At 61.9% G+C, this 16293-nt stretch carries 21 protein-coding genes; 14 read left to right on the forward strand and 7 right to left on the reverse strand.

What is annotated here, in order from left to right; all coding sequences use genetic code 11:
• The first annotated feature begins 30 nt into the window (after positions 1–30).
• On the forward strand, positions 31–204 hold the full coding sequence (locus tag VMA09_11700; GenBank protein HUA34263.1) for a hypothetical protein: 174 nt from the start codon (positions 31–33) through the stop codon (positions 202–204).
• 73 nt (positions 205–277) lie between these two features.
• Here VMA09_11700 and VMA09_11705 read toward each other — a convergent pair whose 3' ends face one another.
• Both VMA09_11705 and VMA09_11710 read right to left on the reverse strand, forming a co-directional pair.
• Positions 278–1681, reverse strand: coding sequence for a cbb3-type cytochrome c oxidase subunit I (locus VMA09_11705; protein ID HUA34264.1), 1404 nt, complete (start codon positions 1679–1681; stop codon positions 278–280).
• A gap of 10 nt (positions 1682–1691) precedes the next feature.
• On the reverse strand, positions 1692–2264 hold the full coding sequence (locus tag VMA09_11710) for a c-type cytochrome (protein HUA34265.1): 573 nt from the start codon (positions 2262–2264) through the stop codon (positions 1692–1694).
• Positions 2265–2676: 412 nt separating this feature from the next.
• Here VMA09_11710 and VMA09_11715 point away from each other — a divergent pair, with 412 nt between their 5' ends.
• Positions 2677–3543, forward strand: a complete 867-nt coding sequence (locus VMA09_11715; protein ID HUA34266.1) for a crotonase/enoyl-CoA hydratase family protein — start codon at positions 2677–2679, stop codon at positions 3541–3543.
• Positions 3544–3564: 21 nt separating this feature from the next.
• On the forward strand, positions 3565–4284 hold the full coding sequence (locus tag VMA09_11720) for a dienelactone hydrolase family protein (protein HUA34267.1): 720 nt from the start codon (positions 3565–3567) through the stop codon (positions 4282–4284).
• A gap of 1 nt (position 4285) precedes the next feature.
• Here the strand turns inward: VMA09_11720 and bfr are convergent, their stop codons facing one another.
• The 5 genes from bfr to VMA09_11745 form a co-directional block, all read right to left on the reverse strand.
• The gene (gene bfr / locus VMA09_11725) at positions 4286–4762 is read right to left on the reverse strand and encodes a bacterioferritin (protein HUA34268.1); all 477 of its coding nucleotides are present in this window, start codon (positions 4760–4762) and stop codon (positions 4286–4288) included.
• 69 nt (positions 4763–4831) lie between these two features.
• Positions 4832–5062: a (2Fe-2S)-binding protein gene (locus VMA09_11730; protein HUA34269.1), complete on the reverse strand. Its 231-nt coding sequence runs from the start codon at positions 5060–5062 to the stop codon at positions 4832–4834.
• Positions 5063–5129: 67 nt separating this feature from the next.
• The gene (locus tag VMA09_11735; GenBank protein ID HUA34270.1) at positions 5130–5348 is read right to left on the reverse strand and encodes a hypothetical protein; all 219 of its coding nucleotides are present in this window, start codon (positions 5346–5348) and stop codon (positions 5130–5132) included.
• Between the two features lie 4 nt (positions 5349–5352).
• Complete coding sequence (locus tag VMA09_11740) at positions 5353–6138, reverse strand: enoyl-CoA hydratase-related protein (GenBank protein ID HUA34271.1); 786 nt, start codon at positions 6136–6138, stop codon at positions 5353–5355.
• A gap of 23 nt (positions 6139–6161) precedes the next feature.
• Positions 6162–6395: a hypothetical protein gene (locus tag VMA09_11745; protein ID HUA34272.1), complete on the reverse strand. Its 234-nt coding sequence runs from the start codon at positions 6393–6395 to the stop codon at positions 6162–6164.
• A gap of 126 nt (positions 6396–6521) precedes the next feature.
• Here VMA09_11745 and VMA09_11750 point away from each other — a divergent pair, with 126 nt between their 5' ends.
• From VMA09_11750 to gspN, 11 genes are all read left to right on the forward strand, one after another.
• Positions 6522–6965 (forward strand): hypothetical protein, encoded by a 444-nt coding sequence (locus VMA09_11750; protein HUA34273.1) that lies wholly within the window; start codon positions 6522–6524, stop codon positions 6963–6965.
• Positions 6966–7125: 160 nt separating this feature from the next.
• Positions 7126–8844 (forward strand): type II secretion system ATPase GspE, encoded by a 1719-nt coding sequence (gspE, locus tag VMA09_11755; GenBank protein ID HUA34274.1) that lies wholly within the window; start codon positions 7126–7128, stop codon positions 8842–8844.
• A gap of 27 nt (positions 8845–8871) precedes the next feature.
• Positions 8872–10113: a type II secretion system inner membrane protein GspF gene (gene gspF, locus VMA09_11760; GenBank protein HUA34275.1), complete on the forward strand. Its 1242-nt coding sequence runs from the start codon at positions 8872–8874 to the stop codon at positions 10111–10113.
• A gap of 20 nt (positions 10114–10133) precedes the next feature.
• Positions 10134–10553 (forward strand): type II secretion system major pseudopilin GspG, encoded by a 420-nt coding sequence (gene gspG, locus VMA09_11765; GenBank protein HUA34276.1) that lies wholly within the window; start codon positions 10134–10136, stop codon positions 10551–10553.
• Positions 10550–11149 (forward strand): prepilin-type N-terminal cleavage/methylation domain-containing protein, encoded by a 600-nt coding sequence (locus tag VMA09_11770; protein ID HUA34277.1) that lies wholly within the window; start codon positions 10550–10552, stop codon positions 11147–11149. Before gspG ends, VMA09_11770 begins: the two co-directional genes overlap by 4 nt.
• Positions 11146–11613: a prepilin-type N-terminal cleavage/methylation domain-containing protein gene (locus VMA09_11775; GenBank protein ID HUA34278.1), complete on the forward strand. Its 468-nt coding sequence runs from the start codon at positions 11146–11148 to the stop codon at positions 11611–11613. The genes VMA09_11770 and VMA09_11775 overlap by 4 nt, the downstream gene beginning before the upstream one ends.
• A 5-nt stretch (positions 11614–11618) precedes the next feature.
• Complete coding sequence (locus VMA09_11780; GenBank protein HUA34279.1) at positions 11619–12278, forward strand: type II secretion system protein GspJ; 660 nt, start codon at positions 11619–11621, stop codon at positions 12276–12278.
• A complete protein-coding gene (gene gspK / locus VMA09_11785) occupies positions 12272–13225 on the forward strand; it encodes a type II secretion system minor pseudopilin GspK (GenBank protein ID HUA34280.1) in 954 nt (317 codons plus the stop codon). Before VMA09_11780 ends, gspK begins: the two co-directional genes overlap by 7 nt.
• A gap of 9 nt (positions 13226–13234) precedes the next feature.
• A complete protein-coding gene (gene gspL / locus VMA09_11790) occupies positions 13235–14728 on the forward strand; it encodes a type II secretion system protein GspL (GenBank protein ID HUA34281.1) in 1494 nt (497 codons plus the stop codon).
• A gap of 3 nt (positions 14729–14731) precedes the next feature.
• Entirely contained in the window at positions 14732–15421 is a 690-nt protein-coding gene (gene gspM, locus VMA09_11795; protein ID HUA34282.1) for a type II secretion system protein GspM, read from the forward strand.
• Positions 15414–16268: a type II secretion system protein GspN gene (gene gspN, locus VMA09_11800; GenBank protein HUA34283.1), complete on the forward strand. Its 855-nt coding sequence runs from the start codon at positions 15414–15416 to the stop codon at positions 16266–16268. The genes gspM and gspN overlap by 8 nt, the downstream gene beginning before the upstream one ends.
• Positions 16269–16293 lie beyond the last annotated feature (25 nt).

Below are 16293 nucleotides of genomic sequence, written 5' to 3' on the forward strand. Positions count from 1 at the left end.
TCGCTATGAACTCTGGCCAGGTAGCGCCATGTGACCGGCGGAATCGCGACGTATACCACCGCGCTCGCCGCGACCAGCACTTTCCATCCGGGATGCAGCGGCGTGACGACAACGATTGCGAGTGCGACTGCACACATCACCGCCCCGGTCACACCGCTCGCGGCATTCAACGACGAACTCTCCCTAAGACGCGCAACGCAATAGAGCAAGCCGTAAAGGCCCGCCGCGATCACGAGCGCGCCGAGCATCAGTGCGGTCTCGACCATCGCTGACGGATTCATGAGCCGGCCGCCGCCATCGTTTGGCGCGATTCGACGCGCTCGCGCTTTGGGACCGCGATCAGATCGTAGGCGAGAATCGCGAAGCCCGCGGCGAAGACGAGGCCGAATGCGAGCCGCGCCCACATGCTCTCGTTAAACCACGGCCGGCCCTCCATCGAGAGGAACGCGTTCCACGTCGAGCCGCCGATCGCACGCTCGTAAAACGCCTGATCGATTCCCGCGACGAGAAGCGCACCAGCCATCCCGAGCATCCCCGTGTTGAGCAGCGCGAACGACCATTTCCACACACGGCCGTCGAGCGCGACGGATCCGCGACTCTCGCCAATCGCGAGATACAGCACCGAAATAACGCCGCATCCGTACGCGCCCCAGAAGGCGAAGTGCCCATGCGAGGCGGTCCACTGCGTGCCGTGCGAATACAGGTTGATTTGGGGCAGCGTCATCATGAAGCCCCATACGCCGGCACCGAGAAAATTGCCGAAGGCCTCGGCCAGCGTCCAATAGAACGCGGGCCGATTCGCGGCCTCCAGATGCCGCTCGCCGGCGTCATACACGGCGTGCACGACCATCCCAAGGAGCGGCAGCGGTTCGAGCGCCGAGAAGAATCCGCCGATCGCGAACCAGTAGCGGGGCGTGCCGATCCAGAAATAATGGTGTCCGAGGCCGAGGATTCCGGTGCCGAGCACCAGCGCGACTTCGACGTAGAGCCAGCTCTCGACCACGCGCCGCGCCGCGCCCACCAGATGGATCAGCGTCCAGGCCATGATGCATCCGATCAGAACCTCCCACGTCGCTTCGACCCACAGGTGCACCAGCCACCACCACCAGAACAGGTCGACCGACATGTTGCTCATTTCCGGGAATGCATCGAGATAGAGCACGACGAGCGGCACGAGGTCGGCGATCAGCACGCTGATGATTCCCGTCGAGCGGCGCGCCGCGACCGTCGTCGCAATCACGTTGTAGGCAAACACTACTGCCACAATGGCGATACCAATTGCGGCCCAGCGCGGCGCTTCGACGTACTTGCGGCCCTGGTTGATGAACCACATGCTCAGCTCATTGGCCCCGCCATATTGAACCGTGATGAATACGGCGACGACGACCGCGACCGCGGCGCAAAACTCCCAGAAGAGGATTTCGGCAAGTCCAATACCCTCGACCTCGCGCTCGAGTTCCTGCGGCAGAAACCAGTAGATCGCGCCGATGAAGCCCATCAGCATCCAGATGACGAGTCCGTCGATATGCACGATCTTGGCGGTGCTGAAGTTAAAGACGTTGAGCAGGAATCCCGGTAATACGTAGTAGATGGCCGAGAGCAGGCCAAAGGCGATCATCGCGCCGAACATCACCATCGATGCCGTCAGATATTTAAGGCCCAGCCGCTGCGCTCGATACATCGCCCGCCTCCTATTGCGCCGCCGCCGCGCCGAAGCGGTCCGGGAATCCGTTGCTGTCAACCGAAGACATCCACTTGAGATAAGCGACGACCGTCTCCGCCTCGTCACGCTGGATATGCAGATCGGGCATCGGTCGGGAGCCGAGGCGGAGCGGCTTCATGAGGAATCGCGCCAGATGCTCGGCGCGCTTGGGCCCCGGATATCGCGCCCAGATCGGATCCATCCACGCCCGAGTCAAATCAGGAGCGTAATACGCGCCGTTGCCGAAGAAGGTGTGGCAATCGATGCAGGCGCGGCTCTGAATCACCAGCTTGCCCTTGGCGATCGCGGCCGCGGCCTCGTCGGCACTGTAGTTGTGATCGAAGATCAGCTCTTCGGCGCCGATCTTTGGAGCATACTCGCCGCGGGCCGGATCGTATTCGTAGGTGACAGCGCGATTGATTACTTCGTAGGCGGGAACGTGCCGCCCGCCGGGCGTGATTTGCCTCAGGGTGTCGATCGTGAGGGCCGCGAGCACGGCGCTCATGAAGATCGTCGTCGCAATCGCTCCCGCCCGCCAGAAACGCGGATCCTGCGTGTACATCCTGCCCCCCTCCCAGTCGAATCTACTCGACCGAAAGAGAGCGCCGCCATACGGCGAGGCTCAACGCGCGGCTAGGTCGCGTATTTTGTTCAGTTTGATGGTCGTTGGCTGTCGCTGCTAACGATTGGTCAAATCCCGGATTCATTTAACGTGATCCTGAGCGAAGGCTGCCTCCCTTGTGTCATTTCGAGCGGAGTTTGCGGAGTCGAGAAATCTGTGGTGGCAGCGAAGGGGCCTCCGAGAGTCCCTTCGACTTCGCTCGGCACGCTTTTCGACGGTGGCAGCTTTCGCTCTAGGTGATGGTCAGGAATGCGTGCCACATCATGCTCGGCGCAATCGCGTTGCCGCGCAGTGAAATGATGCCCTGTCGCGGGGCGGTCGGCTGCTGTTATATGGCTGCTGGTGACTGGCGATGCCTAAGACGCTTCGGACCGAAACACATAGCGGCGTGCGCTCGATCGTTCTGACGCGCGCTTCTGAGTACAACACGATTACGCCCGAGTTGCGCGACGAGCTTGCCACTGCGATCGACGACGCTGACGCCGAGCCCGAGGTGCGCGTGATCCTGCTGCGGGCCGAGGGGCCGGCGTTCTGCGGCGGCTACGCGCTCGGCTTTGCGACGCAGGCGCAGGCGGCGGAGCAGAAGCGCACTCGGGCGTGGGATTCCGCGTCTGACTTGCGGATGATCTCGCGCTACGTGAATGTTTACATGAAGCTCTGGTATGCGAGTAAGCCGACGATCGCGGCGGTCCACGGATGGTGTATCGGCGGCGGCACCGACATGGTGTTGTGCGCCGACATGATTATCGCGGCCGAGGGTGCGTCGTTCGGCTATCCGCCTTCGCGCGTATGGGGCACGCCGACAACCTCGATGTGGGTCTATCGCATGGGGCTTGAGCGCGCGAAGCGCTACCTGCTGACAGGCGATGAAATTCCCGCGCCGGAGGCGGCGCGAATCGGACTCATTCTCGAAACCGTTCCCGACAATCGGCTCCAGCAGCATGCGATTTCGTTCGCCGAGCGGATGGCGCGGGTGCCGCTGAATCAACTCCAGATGCTGAAGCTGCTGTGCAACCATACTGCGGAGAACATGGGGCTCAGCACGTCGCGCCTGGTCGGCTCGCTCTTTGACGGAATCGCGCGGCATACCCAGGAGGGCCTCGATTTCGTCACGCGGGCCGGCGATATCGGCTTCCGGCAGGCCGTGCGCGAGCGCGACGATCCTTTCGGCGACTACGGCTCAGGGCCCAAATCGAAAAGCCGCAGAAACAAGAAGTGACCTGATCGCGAGAGCATCGCCATGAATACCCAGGACGTCAGCTTTCCCACTCACGACGGTCTCATGATGCGTGCCGCATATGCGGCGCCGGCCGACGGCGCCAAGCATCCCGGCGTGATCGTGATTCACGAGATCTTCGGGCTCAACTACGATATCCGGCGCATCACGGGACGGATCGCCGATCTCGGCTACGCCGCGCTCGCACCGGATCTTTATGATCGGCGCGGCAACAAATTGATGTGCGTGGCGCGCACGATGATGACGCTCAATCGCGGCGAGGGCGACGCGTTCAAGGATCTCGAATCGGCGCGGATCTTCCTGCAGCAGCAATCAGCGGTCGATCCGTCGCGAATCGGCGTTATCGGATTCTGCCTCGGCGGCGGCTTCGCACTGATGTACGCGATTCGCGCACCGCTCAAGGTCGCCGCGACGTTCTACGGCGACGTGCCGAAGACGCCTGAGCAGTTGAGCGGCATCTGTCCTGTGATTGGCAGTTACGGCCGCAATGACAAGATGTTTGCATCGCAGGGCGAGCGCCTCGAAAAGCTACTCACCGAGAAGAACGTGCCGCACGACGTGAAGATCTACGAAGGCGCCGGCCACAGCTTCATGAGCCAGAACTCAGGCGTGCTTTCGACGATCGGCCGCATCGGCCCGATGAAGGCCGAGTACAACCACGACGCCGCCGAGGACAGCTGGCGGCGCATCGAGTCGTTCTTCGCGCAGTACCTCGGACGCTAGGTCAGCTCGCGCTGCTGGATTGGAGCTGGATGTAGTTTTCGATTCCGATTTGCTTGATCAGGTCGAACTGGACCTCGATGAAATCGATGCTCTTTTCTTCTTCGTGCATGATTCCTTCGAGCAGGTCGCGGGTGACGAAGTCCTTGACCGATTCGCAGTGCGCGATTGCGGCGCGAAGATCACCCAGCGCCTTCAGCTCGAGCTTCAGATCGCATTCGAGCACTTCTTTGACGTTCTCGCCGATCAGCAGGCGGTCGAGATCCTGGAGATTGGGCAGACCCTCGAGAAACAGGATGCGCTCGATGATGTGATCGGAGTGTTTCATCTCGACGATCGATTCATCGCGTTCGTACTTGCCGAGCTTCGTGACACCCCAATGGTCGAGCTGCTTCGCGTGCAAAAAATATTGATTGATCGCGGTCAGCTCGTTGCGGAGCACGGTGTTGAGGAACTGGATTACCTGAGGATCACCCTTCACGGTATTCTCCGGGCCGACAGTCTCGACCAGATCAGTTTATGTACAATGGGAGTGCGGGCGAAAGAGCGCTTAGCGCTCAATGTTGGCTAACGATTCCTGGCGAATCTCAGCGGAGCCGGAATCAAGCATTTGACGCACTGCGGGCACGCATTTGCCACACTTCGGCTTGACGCCAAGGGCGCGATAAAAGGCCGCCACCGAGCACGACGAAGAATCGGTATGGGCGCGCGCCTGACGGTCGGTGATCGCGTTGCAGATGCATACGTACATGTTGAGAATGATTATCAATCCCGGAATCAATCCGCAAGCGCATCCCCTGTTCTTTCGAAAAGCGCAGGAACCTTAAGGATTTTTCGAGAGGTCCCCGCTACTGATTGTCGCGGTTGAAGTCGGGTCTCAATTGATAAATCACATCGATTCCGGGGATGCCGCGCGGCGTTTCATCGTCGAAAAGCACCGACACCACGCCGTAAAAACACACGATGATCCAGAACGAGCCCGTACCGATCGGCGGGATCGCCGCGGTCGCGTACGCGGCGACCAGTTGGCGCATCATATGCCCGATCAGTACGAGCTCGTCTGGCATTACATCACTCGCCGGTCCAGTTGGGCTTGCGCTTCTCTGAGAATGCCAGCGGCCCTTCGACCGCGTCCTTCGAGCGGAAAAGCTTCTGCATCAGATCGTACGACTTTCCCATCGCTTCCGCGACTGGAATTCCGAGACCGTCCATTGCGGACTGCTTGCTCGCCTGGATGCTGATGGGCGAGCATTCCATGATCTCGGCGGCCCACTTCTCTGCCGTCGCGATCAGATCCTTGGCCGGCACGACTTCGTTGGCAATACCCCACTTATGAGCTTCCTGGGCGGTGATGTGCTTGCCGGTCATCATCATGCCCATCGCGATCTTGAGCGGGATATGACGCGGCAGACGATGCACTCCGCCTGCGGCTGCGGCGAGTCCAACGCGCGGCTCCGGCAGTCCGAAGCGCGCGTGATCCGCCGCGATGATGATATCGCAAGCGAGCGCGATCTCGAATCCGCCGCCGAGTGCGAAGCCGTTAACCGCCGCGATGATCGGCTTGTAAATATCGAAGCGCGCCGTGATCCCGGCAAAGCCGCCTTTGGAGCGCATCATGGTGTCGAGCCGGCCGCGATTCTCGGCCGTCCAGCGCAGATCGTTGCCGGCGGAGAAGGCCTTTTCGCCCGCGCCCGTGACGATCGCGACCCACATCGCTTTGTCGGCGACGAAATCGTCCCACACATTGTCCATCTCGACGTGGCATGGCGGATGGAGCGCGTTCATCCGCTCGGGGCGGTTGAAGGTGATGTAGGCGATGTGGCCGCGTTTCTCGTACTTGATAAATTCCAGGTTCATCGAAATTCTCCTCAGCCTGCCGGCTAGTTTTCGTCGAGCAACTCGAAGAATGCGTCGATACTCTGCATGAGCTGACGCCGAATCTGGGCGCGGGTGCCTTCGATCAGATGCATCGTGACGCCGGCGCCTTCGCCGCCCGCGAGCGTGACGCGCGCCTGCTCGACGCTGGCGATCGCGCCCGCGTCGAACATCCGCATCCCGTAAACCAGGGCGCCGCGCTCGGAAGCGCCTTTCACGAGTGTCAGTCGGCGCGCCATTGAGGCCTCCTTCGGGCGTCGATGATCGCCTCGTGTATAGCACATGCAGCGCAGATGTGGCCTACGCACACGGAGAAATTCGCCTGTGCGTTGACTTTGATTGTCGGGCTCACGAGAATCCCCTCGGTGCGGACGATTTCCAGATTTTCGTTGGTCGCCGGCGCGGTGGCATTGCTGGGTTTCGCCGGATGTGGGGTTGCCTACCAGGCCGGAACACGGATCAAGGCCTCGCACATGGCGGATTCGATCCAGGTGGGCGAAAGTTCATCGGAAATTCATGCGCGCTTCGGCGAGCCGACGATCCGAGACTACCAGCGCGACGGCGACGAGGTCTGGAGCTATCCCTATAAGCCCAACAGCAATGATATCGTCGCGGGGCTGCTCTACACTTCGACCAAGGAAGGCGACAAGGGAACTTTCCTGGATTTGAAGTTTGTTGGTGGCAAGCTCGTCTCATGGCAGGAGGTTGAGCACACGACGCCAGCCAAGCAACGGACCGGATTTGGCGTGGGGATCGGTGGCGGAGGAATCATGGGCGGGCCCGGGAGCAGCGGAACTTCCCACTACTAGGTAGTTTTGCCGATTGCAGGCTCGATCAGGGTTATCTTGCAAGCCACCAGATGCATCGTGTCTAATTATGCACGATGGAGCGAGTTAGCGGTTTACCCTCAGGTTTCGCGTTCGGTTGCATGATGACAGAAAGTCTATTGATCCGTATTTTCATCGGGTAATGGCGACCGCGCGCAAAACTTTCGAGGCCATCCTGCTCGATCGTTCGTGGGTTTCTCCTCAGGACCTCGACAAGGCGCGTCAGCGCAAAAAGCCGGGCCAGGAGATCGCGGACGTGCTGGTCGAAATGGGCGCGCTCGAGCCTCAGCGCCTCGCCCGCGCACTCGCACAGGAATATCGCCTGCCGTTCCAGGCTCATATCGACGAAAACTCGCTCGACCCGACACTGGTCGCGAAGATTCCCATCAACTACGCCAAGAAGAACCGGCTTTTGCCGATCGCCAGTTCCGATACTGCCGTGACGGTGGCGGTTGCCGATCCATCCAATTATGAACCACTCGACGATTTGCGGCTGCTCTTCGACCAGCAAATCGAGCCGGTGGTGGCGCCCAACGAAGTTATCATCGAAGCAATAAATCGGGTTTATGATCAGGCGGCGGCGACCACGGCTGAAGACCTGATGATCGATCTCGGCGAGGAGCGCCTCGACCTGGTCGCCAATGAGCTGGCCAATGAGCCGCTCGATCTCCTCGAATCCGACGATGCCGCGCCGATCATAAAGCTGGTTAATGGAATTCTCTCGCAAGCGGTCAAGGACCGCGCGAGCGATATCCACGTCGAGGCCTTCGAGCGCGAGTTGGTCGTGCGCTTCCGTGTTGATGGCATGCTCTACGACGTGTTGTCGCCGCCCAAACGCCTGCAACCCGCGATCACCTCGCGTATCAAGGTCATGGCGGGCCTCAATATCGCCGAAAAGCGCCTGCCGCAGGATGGTAGAATCCGTCTGCGTATCGCGGGCCGCGATATCGATATCCGCGTCTCTTCGATTCCGACTCACTTCGGCGAGCGTCTCGTGCTTCGTCTGCTCGACCGCGCGCAGGCCGCCGTGGATGTAAACCTCGACCACCTCGGCTTCTCCGGCGACAACCTCCAGAAGATCGATCGCCTGATTCGCCAGAGCCACGGCATCATCCTCGCGACGGGTCCAACCGGTTCGGGCAAGAGCACGACGCTCTATGCTTGCCTGAGCCGTATCAACTCGCCCGAGAAGAACATCATCACGATCGAAGATCCGATCGAATATCAGTTGCGCGGCGTCGGCCAGATGCAGGTGAATCCGAAGATCGATCTGACCTTCGCGAGCGGTCTGCGATCGATTTTGCGCCAGGATCCCGACGTCATCATGGTCGGCGAAATCCGCGACGGCGAGACGGCCGAAATCGCGATCACCGCGGCGCTCACCGGCCACCTGGTTTTCTCAACGATTCACACCAACGATTCGTTCGGCGCGATCACCCGCCTCGTCGATATGGGAATCGAGCCGTTCCTCGTCTCCTCGTCGATTCTGGCCGTGCTGGCGCAGCGGCTCGTGCGCAAGCTCTGTCCCGATTGCAAGGAGCGCTACGTGCCGAGCCAGACCGAGCTCACACGAATCGGTCTGCGCGACTCGAGCGGATCTGGCGGCACGATCTTTCGTCCCAAGGGATGCCGCAACTGCCGCACCACCGGTTATCGCGGCCGAATGGCGATCCAGGAACTCATGGTCATGGACGACGAGATTCGCGCGCTCGTCATGCAGCACGCCGATTCCTCGACCATCCGGCGCCATTGCACCGGCAAGGGTATGATCCTGCTGCGTCAGGATGGCGCGGCGCGGATTATGGCGGGCGAAACTTCGATCGAAGAATTGTTGCGCGTCACCCAGGAAGACATCCAGTAAGCGCGCGCTGCGGAGAACTGATCCAGCATGGCGGTTTTCGCGTATCACGGATTTGATGCGAGCGGCCGCGCGGTCAGCGGCGTTGTCGATGCCGAGAGCGCGCGGGCGGCGCGCGCCAAGCTGCGCTCCGCGGGCACTTTCACAACCGATCTGAGCGAGGAAGCCGGGCGCGAGGCTGCGGCCGCCGCGCAGTCATCCAAATCGTGGACCGATTACCTGCCGAAGATGACCCGCGGGATGTCGCCGAGCGACCTGGCGCTGATGACGCGGCAGCTCAGCGCGCTCCTTGGCGCGGGTGTACAGCTCGTCGATGCGCTGGGCGCGCTCAGCGATCAGGCCACGCGAGCCGTGACGAAGCGGATGCTCTCGCAGGTGCGCGAGCGTGTGCGTGAAGGTACGTCGCTCGCCGACGCGATCGCATCACATCGCGATGTCTTCTCCGATCTGTACGTCGGCATGGTGCGAGCCGGCGAACAGGCTGCGGCGCTCGAGCAAGTGCTCGATCGCCTCGCAGAATACAGCGAGCGCCAGAACGAATTTGTGACCAAGGTGCGCAGCGCGCTCACCTATCCGATCATCATGATGTGCGTGGGTGCCGCGATCATGGGATTCCTCGTGACATACGTCGTGCCGCAGGTTGCTACGATCTTCCAGCAGCAGCATGCGGCATTGCCGCTGGCGACCCAGATCCTGATCGCGTTCTCGACTTTGTTGACGACCTACTGGTGGCTGATCGGGATCCTGGTCGTCGCGCTCGTCGCGGGTATCATCACGATCCTGTCGACGCCGCGCGGGCGCGCCATCTACGATCGAACGATCCTACGCATCCCGTATATCGGGCCGACTATCGTGCGAATTATCTGCGCGCGTTTTGCCCGCACCCTCGCGACGCTGCTCGCAAGCGGCGTTCAGTTGCTGCCGGCGCTCGATGCCGTCAAAGGCGTTATCACGAACACCCTCCTGCGCGGCGCGGTCGAGAAGAGCCGCGAAGAGATTCGCGAGGGTCACGGCATGGGCCAGACGCTCTCGCAGAGCGGCTACTTCCCTCCCCTACTCATCGAAATGATCCGCGTCGGCGAGCGCTCGGGCGAACTCGAACGGATGCTCGAGCGGGTCGCCGACAACTACGAACGCGAGGTCTCGCACTCGCTCAGCCAGATGACGACCGTGCTCGAGCCGGTAATGACGCTTGCCATGGCGGGTGTTATCGTCTTCATGATGCTGGCGGTGCTGATGCCGATCTTCCAGCTCAACCAGTTGATGCAATGAACGATTTGAGGATGCGTGCCATGCGCGATCGCCGCAGCAATCAGGACGGCTTCACTCTGATCGAGATCATGGTCGTGATCCTGATCCTCGGTTTGCTCGCGACGATCGTCGTGCAGAGCTTGCGGGGAGCCGCCGATAAGGCCAAGAAGACCAAGGCTCAGGCCGATATCTCCGAGCTCAAGACCAGCCTCGATCGCTACTACCTCGACAACGGCTTCTACCCGACTACCGACCAGGGCTTGCAGGCGCTGGTGTCGGCGCCGACCTCGGGCCGGATTCCACCGGGCTATCCTCCGGGCGGATACATCGAACGCCTGCCCAAAGATCCGTGGGGCAACCCCTACGTCTACCAAAGCGATGGATCTAACTACATCCTGAAGTCCTACGGACCTGACGGTGTTGAGAGCGCTGACGATATCGACGGTTCACAGAACTCATGAGCGGGTTCCCGCCACGCGCGGGCCGCGCACCTGATCTCAGGCGGCGATCGCCATCCAGCCGCGGCGCGCCCGGCTTCACGCTGCTCGAAATCGCCGTCGTGCTGTTCATCATGGGGCTGATGATCACGCTCGCCCTGCCCTACCTCGGCGGATTTCGCTACGCGAAACTGAAGAGCGAGTCGCGTCGCCTCGCGGGTCGCGCGACATTCCTGTTCGACAAGGCCGCCGGACAGAAGGTCATCCTGCGGCTGGTGTTCGACATCGATCGCAACGGCTACTACGTCACCAAGCTCGATCCCTACGCGGTCACGCCGGTCAACGTCGAGCCGAGCTTCACTCCCGATCACAGTCCGGGCTCGATGCCGGTGCTGCTGCCGGCTGACGTGCGGATTCGCGACGTGAGCGTCGAAGGAATCGGCAGCGCCAACCGCGGAATCGCCTTCTGCCAGTTCTATCCCGAGGGCTATGTCGACGCGACCGTGGTGCACCTGATGGACGCCTCGGGCAACGTCATGACGCTCGCCTTCAATCCGCTGACCGGACTTGTCGGGATCGCCGACGGCGATGTCGAGCCCGACAGGATGTTCGCGCAGTGAGCCATCCGCCGAACATCGATGCCTCGCGCGGATTCACCCTGCTCGAAGTGCTGATCGCGATCTTCGTCCTCGGCATGGGGTTGACGGCCCTGCTCGGACTGCATCATCGCAGTATGCAGAGCGTGATCGACGCCCAGGATGAAACGCGCGCCGCGATGCTCGCGCAGGTCGTAATGACGCAGGCCGAGTTGCAGCGCTATCCGGACGACGGCAACACGCACGGCGACTTCAACGCCGTGTTTCCGAATAAGTTTCCGAATTACCGATGGCTGCGCCTGGTCCAGGAGTCGGGGATCTTTCCCGACGTGCGCAAAGTTCGCGTGACGGTGCTCTATGGCGCCGGCTTCGGTCACGCCTTTACGATTAGCGAGTTCATCCACAATCCGGTGCCGCTCGAAGAAATGCAGCAAGGCGCCGGCGGTCCTGCGCAACAGGGCGGAGCGCCGACGGGGCCAATGCATTGACCTTGATGGCGCGCATACGATCGCGCTCGGCGGCAGGTTTCACCCTGCTTGAGATGATGCTCGCGATCGGCGTGCTCGGCCTTATCCTGGCGATGATGGCGGAGTCGTTCCACGCGGTTGCGGCGAGCAAGGTCCACGCCGAGGATCGCCTCTACGCCGATCGCGCCGGACGCGCCGTGATGTGGGAGATGACCAAGGAGATTCGCGGTGCGGTGCAGACGCCGATCGTGCCGAGTCGCGTGGTTTTCATCGGCGCCGGCCATAATGCCTTCGGCAACACCGCCGATTCGCTCACGATGTCGACGCTGGACAGCGGACATGGCCGCGCGATCGTCGGTTACGGCGCCGAGAATATCGTCTCGTGGTCAACGGTCGGAAACCCGCATCATCCGGGATGGCTGATGCTGCGCCGCTCGCAGCAGAGCGGGCTGCTCGACACCAACGACTCGGGCAATCCGGTGATCTTGGCGCCCAACGTAATCTCACTGCATCTGCGCTATTTCGACGGCGATCAGTGGACCGAGAACTGGGATTCAACGGCCCTGCCTCCCGGCCGCCAACTGCCGGTCGCCGTCGCGATCGAAATGCGGATGGCCACGCCGTCAGGCAGTATTCTGGATTTCGGAACCGAAGTAATGATTCCGATGGCGGTGTCGCAATGGTAAAGCGCGTTGGCAAACGCTCCGAGCGCGGCGTTGCTCTGTTGGTCGTGCTGCTCGGGCTCGCGCTGATGACGCTGATCGTGGTCGATTTCGCGTCCGAGAGCGGCCTCGGTTTCGTCTCGGCGGCGAATCAGGCCAATGAGATACGTGCCTACTACCTCGCGCGATCCGCGACCGGGGCCGGCCTCGCGCTGCTGGCCCAATCCGCCCGCATGCAGATGCTGTCCCAGCAACCGGCCGACTCGTTGCAAGACGTGTGGGCGGCGCCGTTTCCGCCGCTGAATCTGGATGGCGGCCAGGTTTCGCTCTCGATCGTCGACGAAGCGCGCAAACTCAATATCAATCTCCTGATCACCAATGAGGGCCAGCCCAATCAGCCGCAACTGCTGATTTTCGAACGCCTGTTCACCGTCCTCGGCGTCGACCCGCGAATCCTGCCCGCTATTATCGATTGGCTCGATCCCGACAGTATCGAATCACCGGGCGGCGCGGAGTCCGATTTCTACCTGCGGCTGAAACCGCCTTACCAGGCGCGTAACACTCCGATGCCGACGATCGGCGACCTCAAGATGGTGCGCGGCGTCACCGACGCGGTCTTCAATCGAATCGCGCCGTTTATCACCGTGATGCCGGAGACGCAGGTCAACGCCAATACCGCCCCGCCCGAAGTGCTGATGGCGCTCGATCCACAGCTCATGGAAGATCCCAAGGGCGTCAAGGAAATAATCGAGGCGCGCACGGTCAGGCCTTTCACCCAATCGACGGACGTGGCAAATTTGCCCGACATCCAGTCGTTCGGTACCCGTATCGCCCAGCTCTTAACCACCCGCAGCCAATTCTTTACTATTACCGGGATCGGTACGTACGCTGGGGCACGCAAGATTGTGACTTCAACTTTTCATCGCGAGCAGACCGGGGTCGGCACGTTGACTGTGTGGCACGAGGAATAGCGGGCGGGGATGGCGCAGCGGATTCTTGCAATTGAACTGGCCGGCGATCGGGTTCGCGCCGCTCTGGCCGAGCGCGCGTGGAGCACGTTCCAGTTTCTGGGCACCTTCGAAAAGGTTCGCGCCAACGATGAGCCCGATCTGAGCGGCGCCCTGAAACGCCTTGCGGGCGAGGCCGGCCCGGTCGATATTGTCATCTCGTCGCTGTCGGGCAGTCTGGTAGTGAAGCGGCTCCTGGAGCTGCCGTTTGCCGATATGCGCCGGCTGCATCAGGTGGTTCCCTACGAGCTTGAAGAGCATCTGCCGTTTCCCGTAGATGACGGCCTGGTTGCGTTCGCCCGCGTCGGCACCAATGGCGAGAAGACGCTGGTGATGGCCGCGATGGCGCGCAAGCAGGACCTCGAAGCGCATATCGCGCTGCTCGCCGGCGCGGGCCTCGATCCCAAGATAGTCACGCTCGCGCCTCTCGCGCTGGCAGCGCTTTTCGGCCGCGCTCAGAATGGTGCGACACCGACGTCGCATCTCGTGATCGAAGCCGATCAGAGTTTCACCTCGATGGTGTTGCTCGATTCCGCGGGGATGCCGCGCGCGCTGCGCACTCTCGATCGCAGTCTGCTGAGTCCTGACGGCACGCCCGCGCCCTTGAACGTATCCAATGCCGTGGTCGCCTCGGTGCGGCAGACCTTGCTGGCCCATGGCAGCGATGGCGAGCAAACCGATTTGATTCTGGCCGGCACCGCGTCGGCAGCGCCCGCAGTCCGCTCGATGCTCTCGGATGCGCTCGCAATCGCGGTGCGCGATCCGACTGAGTTCGACTATTCAGCGATCTTCGAAAACGGCACGCCCGCGAGCGGACGTTTCGCGTCATGCGTGGCGATGCTACTCGGTGAGATGCCATCGCGGCCGGTTGAACTGCTCAACTTTCGACAGGGCCAGTTCGCCTTCCGCGGAAGCGTGCGTGGCGATTTCTCGCCCTTCTATACTTCGGGAATCCTTGCCGGAGTTGCGCTCCTGTTCGCCCTGATTCACTTCGGCTTCGGCGTCGCCGCGGGACTGCATCAGCTGCATCTCATCAATGAACAAATCAGCGCTGTAACGAGGCCCGTCCTTGGGCCGACCGATCCGGCGCAGGCCGTGACGACGCTGCGCTCGGGGATCGCGCAGATGGACAAACGGCTCAAGCTGATCGGTGGCAACCTCGCGCATCATTCGCCGCTCGAAACGCTCGCGGTCGTGTCGCGCGCCCTGCCCGCGCGCTTTCCGGTTGAAATCGAGGACTATCAGCTCGACGAAAACGGCGTGCACATGAGCGGACAGGCCGACTCGTACACCACGGTGGATCAGGCCAAGCGCGCGCTCGACATGAGCGACTACTTCGGCGCGATCGAAGTCTCGCACGCCAAGGCTGGCACCGACGCGAGCAAGGTCGATTTCAAAATCGATGCGACCTTCAAGGACGCCGTCGCGCCCAGCACGCCAAGCTCGAGCGACCAGGGGGACAACTAGGCGATGCTGCGCGATTGGTTCGACTCCGTCCGCGAGCGCATCAGCGCGATTGTCGGTCCACCGCTGCGCGCGGCGACAAACCGCGTCGGCATCCTTGTCGCGCCCTATGCGCGGCAGGCCGGCGCACAGATCAAGCCGTACTACGATCAGGCGCGCTCGCGCTTTCAGAAGCTTGAGCCGCGCGAGCGCCTGCTCGTCCAAATCGCGGCCGGGCTGGTCGGCGCGCTGGCGGTCTACAATTTCGTTTATCTTCCGATCGTGAATATCGGCGATGACTTGCAGCAGAAGATCATCCAGCGCCGCGTCGATCTGATCCAGGTGCGGCATCTCGCGATGACCTATATCGATCTCAAGGCCGACCTGGCGCAGGCCGAGCATCATACGGTCCCGCTGAGCCGCGACTTCGCGCTCTTCTCAGTCGTCGAGACCGCGATGACAAAGAGTTTCGGCCGCGACAAGATCGCCGCGATCGTTCCCGATCCGCCGCGCAAGGTGTCCGACAGCTTCACGGAGTTCAGCGTCAAGCTGAGCCTCAGCAACGTCACCCTGCAGCAGGTGGTCGACGCGCTCTACGGGATCAGCTCACTGCCGGTACCGGTCGGAATCGACGATTTGCACATCCAGCGCCGCACGCCCGACACGCATTCGTTCGACGTGAACATGACCTGCGTCGCGCTCGCCCGAAATGGCTGAGCCGCAGCCGCGCGCGGCCAGCTACTCGCGCCTCACCTACGCGGCGTACGCGATTATCGGGTTATCGATCTTCTTCGCGTTCCTGGCCGCGCGATTTCCCTATCCGCAGGCGCTCTCCGACGGGCTCGCGCCGATGGGCTACAGCATCACGATCGGCTCGCAAGGCTATAGCTTCCCGTTCGGCGCCGAGCTCGACAACGTGACGGTTGCGCCGCTCTCGCCGCCCGGCGCGGCAGTATTGAGCAGCCCGCGTGTAATCGTCGCCCCGGCGCTTCTTTCCATCCTGATCTTTCATCCTGGCCTGCACGTCAAAGCCGATCTCTACGGCGGCAATATCAATACGGTCGCGCGGCCCAGCGCGGGCGGCACGCTGATCAGCTTTAAACTGAGGAACCTGCAGCTCGCGAACCTCAAGCTGCTCGATGTCTGGGGCCTCGGGATGGCCGGCGCGCTGTCCGGCAAGGGCACGGCCTGGGTGCCTCCGGTCAACCCCGTCGCAACGTCGGGCAACCTCGAGCTTGACGCGGAGAGCGTAAATCTCACGCCGCCGCCGCCGCTACCGGCGGTCGCGGTCGGTCAGGCCGAAGCGACGATCGGGGTGCAGAATCAAATCGTGACTATCCAGAACTTCAAGACGAGCGGCGGCGATATCGAAATCAGCGCCACGGGAACCGTGCAGCTCGCCGCCGATCCCCGCAACAGTGAACTTGACATCCAGTTTACGCTCAACGTGACACCCGACGCGCAGCAACGCCTTGCCTTCCTGCTCGCCGGCCTGCCGCATCCGCCAGGTCCGACTCCTTATCAGCTCACGGGCACGTTCCAGGCTCCCCGCATCACCGGCTGAAACGATAAGTTGCACAACAAGGAAT

The sequence above is a fragment of the Candidatus Binataceae bacterium genome (genome assembly GCA_035508495.1).
Taxonomy (GTDB): Bacteria; Desulfobacterota; Binatia; order Binatales; family Binataceae; genus JASHPB01.

Excerpts from the sequence above, each read along its gene's own strand:
- VMA09_11770 (HUA34277.1), top strand. The coding sequence starts at position 10,550 with ATGAGCGGGTTCCCGCCACGCGCGGGCCGCGCACCTGATCTCAGGCGG.
- VMA09_11705 (HUA34264.1), bottom strand. The coding sequence starts at position 1,681 with ATGTATCGAGCGCAGCGGCTGGGCCTTAAATATCTGACGGCATCGATG.
- gspE (HUA34274.1), top strand. The coding sequence starts at position 7,126 with ATGGCGACCGCGCGCAAAACTTTCGAGGCCATCCTGCTCGATCGTTCG.
- gspL (HUA34281.1), top strand. The coding sequence starts at position 13,235 with ATGGCGCAGCGGATTCTTGCAATTGAACTGGCCGGCGATCGGGTTCGC.
- gspK (HUA34280.1), top strand. The coding sequence starts at position 12,272 with ATGGTAAAGCGCGTTGGCAAACGCTCCGAGCGCGGCGTTGCTCTGTTG.
- gspN (HUA34283.1), top strand. The coding sequence starts at position 15,414 with ATGGCTGAGCCGCAGCCGCGCGCGGCCAGCTACTCGCGCCTCACCTAC.
- gspM (HUA34282.1), top strand. The coding sequence starts at position 14,732 with ATGCTGCGCGATTGGTTCGACTCCGTCCGCGAGCGCATCAGCGCGATT.
- gspG (HUA34276.1), top strand. The coding sequence starts at position 10,134 with ATGCGCGATCGCCGCAGCAATCAGGACGGCTTCACTCTGATCGAGATC.
- VMA09_11720 (HUA34267.1), top strand. The coding sequence starts at position 3,565 with ATGAATACCCAGGACGTCAGCTTTCCCACTCACGACGGTCTCATGATG.
- VMA09_11745 (HUA34272.1), bottom strand. The coding sequence starts at position 6,395 with ATGGCGCGCCGACTGACACTCGTGAAAGGCGCTTCCGAGCGCGGCGCC.
- VMA09_11735 (HUA34270.1), bottom strand. The coding sequence starts at position 5,348 with ATGCCAGACGAGCTCGTACTGATCGGGCATATGATGCGCCAACTGGTC.
- VMA09_11780 (HUA34279.1), top strand. The coding sequence starts at position 11,619 with ATGGCGCGCATACGATCGCGCTCGGCGGCAGGTTTCACCCTGCTTGAG.
- VMA09_11740 (HUA34271.1), bottom strand. The coding sequence starts at position 6,138 with ATGAACCTGGAATTTATCAAGTACGAGAAACGCGGCCACATCGCCTAC.
- VMA09_11710 (HUA34265.1), bottom strand. The coding sequence starts at position 2,264 with ATGTACACGCAGGATCCGCGTTTCTGGCGGGCGGGAGCGATTGCGACG.
- gspF (HUA34275.1), top strand. The coding sequence starts at position 8,872 with ATGGCGGTTTTCGCGTATCACGGATTTGATGCGAGCGGCCGCGCGGTC.
- VMA09_11715 (HUA34266.1), top strand. The coding sequence starts at position 2,677 with ATGCCTAAGACGCTTCGGACCGAAACACATAGCGGCGTGCGCTCGATC.